The 1,577-nt window shown below is 67.9% G+C and carries 2 protein-coding genes, 1 tRNA gene and 1 pseudogene; 3 read left to right on the top strand and 1 reads right to left on the bottom strand.

Annotated features, from left to right (window positions below):
• Window positions 1-181: pseudogene (locus tag QH283_RS01545) on the top strand (IS110 family transposase); the annotation flags it as partial.
• A 20-nt stretch (window positions 182-201) separates the two neighbouring features.
• Here QH283_RS01545 and QH283_RS01540 read toward each other — a convergent pair.
• Window positions 202-576, bottom strand: coding sequence for a pyridoxamine 5'-phosphate oxidase family protein (locus tag QH283_RS01540; protein WP_280501227.1), 375 nt, complete (start codon window positions 574-576; stop codon window positions 202-204).
• Between the two features lie 133 nt (window positions 577-709).
• Here QH283_RS01540 and QH283_RS01535 point away from each other — a divergent pair, with 133 nt between their 5' ends.
• Window positions 710-1,282 (top strand): TetR/AcrR family transcriptional regulator, encoded by a 573-nt coding sequence (locus QH283_RS01535; protein WP_280501226.1) that lies wholly within the window; start codon window positions 710-712, stop codon window positions 1,280-1,282.
• Between the two features lie 197 nt (window positions 1,283-1,479).
• Window positions 1,480-1,552: transfer RNA gene (locus QH283_RS01530), tRNA-Glu, on the top strand.
• Window positions 1,553-1,577: the final 25 nt, after the last annotated feature.

Raw genomic sequence — 1,577 nt, 5'->3', positions numbered from 1 at the left:
TCTGCGCTACGAGAACGGGCCATCGCGGAGGTTCTACGACCGAAAACGCAGCGAACGGCAGCTTCATACCCAGGCTTTGCTGGCGTTGGCCCGTCGCCTGGTTGATGTGTTGTGGGCGTTGCTGCGCGACGGTCGTGAATTCACTCTCGACAGCCCGGTTCCAGTCGCTGTTGCGGCTTGACACGGTCATTGAGAGTCCTTTCAGAGGTTGAGGGCGAGAACGCGGTCGACCGCGATCTCGATGACGACGCGACCGGCGGGCTCGGGTGGCGGTGATCCGTAGCCGCGGTGGTATCGGCGGGCGGCAGTCGTCACCCGCTCCGCGGCGTCCGACACGGTGGCGGAGCCTTCGAGCGTCACCCAGCGGAATCCGTCCGGCTGGCAGAGGACCGCGCGCCCGCCGACCGCCACGTTCCGCGCTTTGCGTGCGGTGCCCACCGTCAGGACGCGGGCGGTGCTCGTCGCGCCGTCCCAGGTGAACCGCACGGGGGCGACGTGCGGCGTGCCGTCCGGGCGGATGGTGGTCAGGGTCGCGATCCGTGGTTCGGCGAGGAAGGCCTCGACACCGGAGCTCACGGGAGTCGCCCGTCTCCCCTTGGAGACCGCCCGTGCGGACGGCCGTTCGTTGTTCATCGTCACTCCACTCAGTTAGTTGACTAACTAACTCGACCGTAAGCGAAACCGCCCACGCTTGTCTAGAGTTAGTCAGGTGACTCACTCAACCGCGCGGAAGCCGGGCAAACGAGAACGTCTCACCGCCGCCGCGGCCTCCGTCCTGCACGAACAAGGTGTGGAGAAGACGACGCTGGCCGACATCGCACGCGCCGCCGACGTGCCGGTCGGAAACGTCTACTACTACTTCAAGACCAAGGACGAGCTGGTCGAGGCAGCCATCGGCGCGCACGGCGCGACACTGCACACCCTGCTCGACCGGCTCGACTCGCTACCCACCCCCCGCGAGCGGCTCACCGCACTCGTCCAGGGCTGGGTCGATCAGCGCGATCTCACCGCGAAGTACGGCTGCCCGACCGGAACCCTGGCCTCGGAACTGGACAAACGCGAAGACGGCCTGGCCGGCAAGCTGGCCGAGCACATGCGCGCCCTGATCGACTGGACCGAGCACCAGTTCCGCGAGCTGGGTCGCGACAGCGACGCACGCGAGCTGGCCGTCGCGCTGATCGCGGCCTACCAGGGGATCTCCTTGCTGACCAACACCTTCCGCGACCCCGAGCTCATGGTCGCCGAGGGGCGCCGTCTGCGACGGTGGATCGACTCCCTCTGACCCCCCTCTGATCCCCCGGCGCACCGCCGGGCCGCTCGGGCGCGCACATCCCGCAGGCGACCTCGGCGAAGACGCTCCCGCGCGCCGCTGACCAGCCGATTTCGTCGGCCGACAGTCGGTCGGCTAAGCTAACCGAGCACTCAGCGCGATCCCCGAGATCCTCGCCGGGTGAATCCCAGGCATGGGAGAAAGTTCGAGGCCCCGTCGTCTAGCGGCCTAGGACGCCGCCCTCTCAAGGCGGTAGCGCGGGTTCGAATCCCGTCGGGGCTACTCCGACAGAAGGCCTCCGCTCATC

The sequence above is a fragment of the Nocardia farcinica genome (genome assembly GCF_029867845.1).
GTDB lineage: Bacteria > Actinomycetota > Actinomycetes > Mycobacteriales > Mycobacteriaceae > Nocardia > Nocardia farcinica_A.
This window is presented reverse-complemented; position numbering and strand designations above follow the sequence as displayed.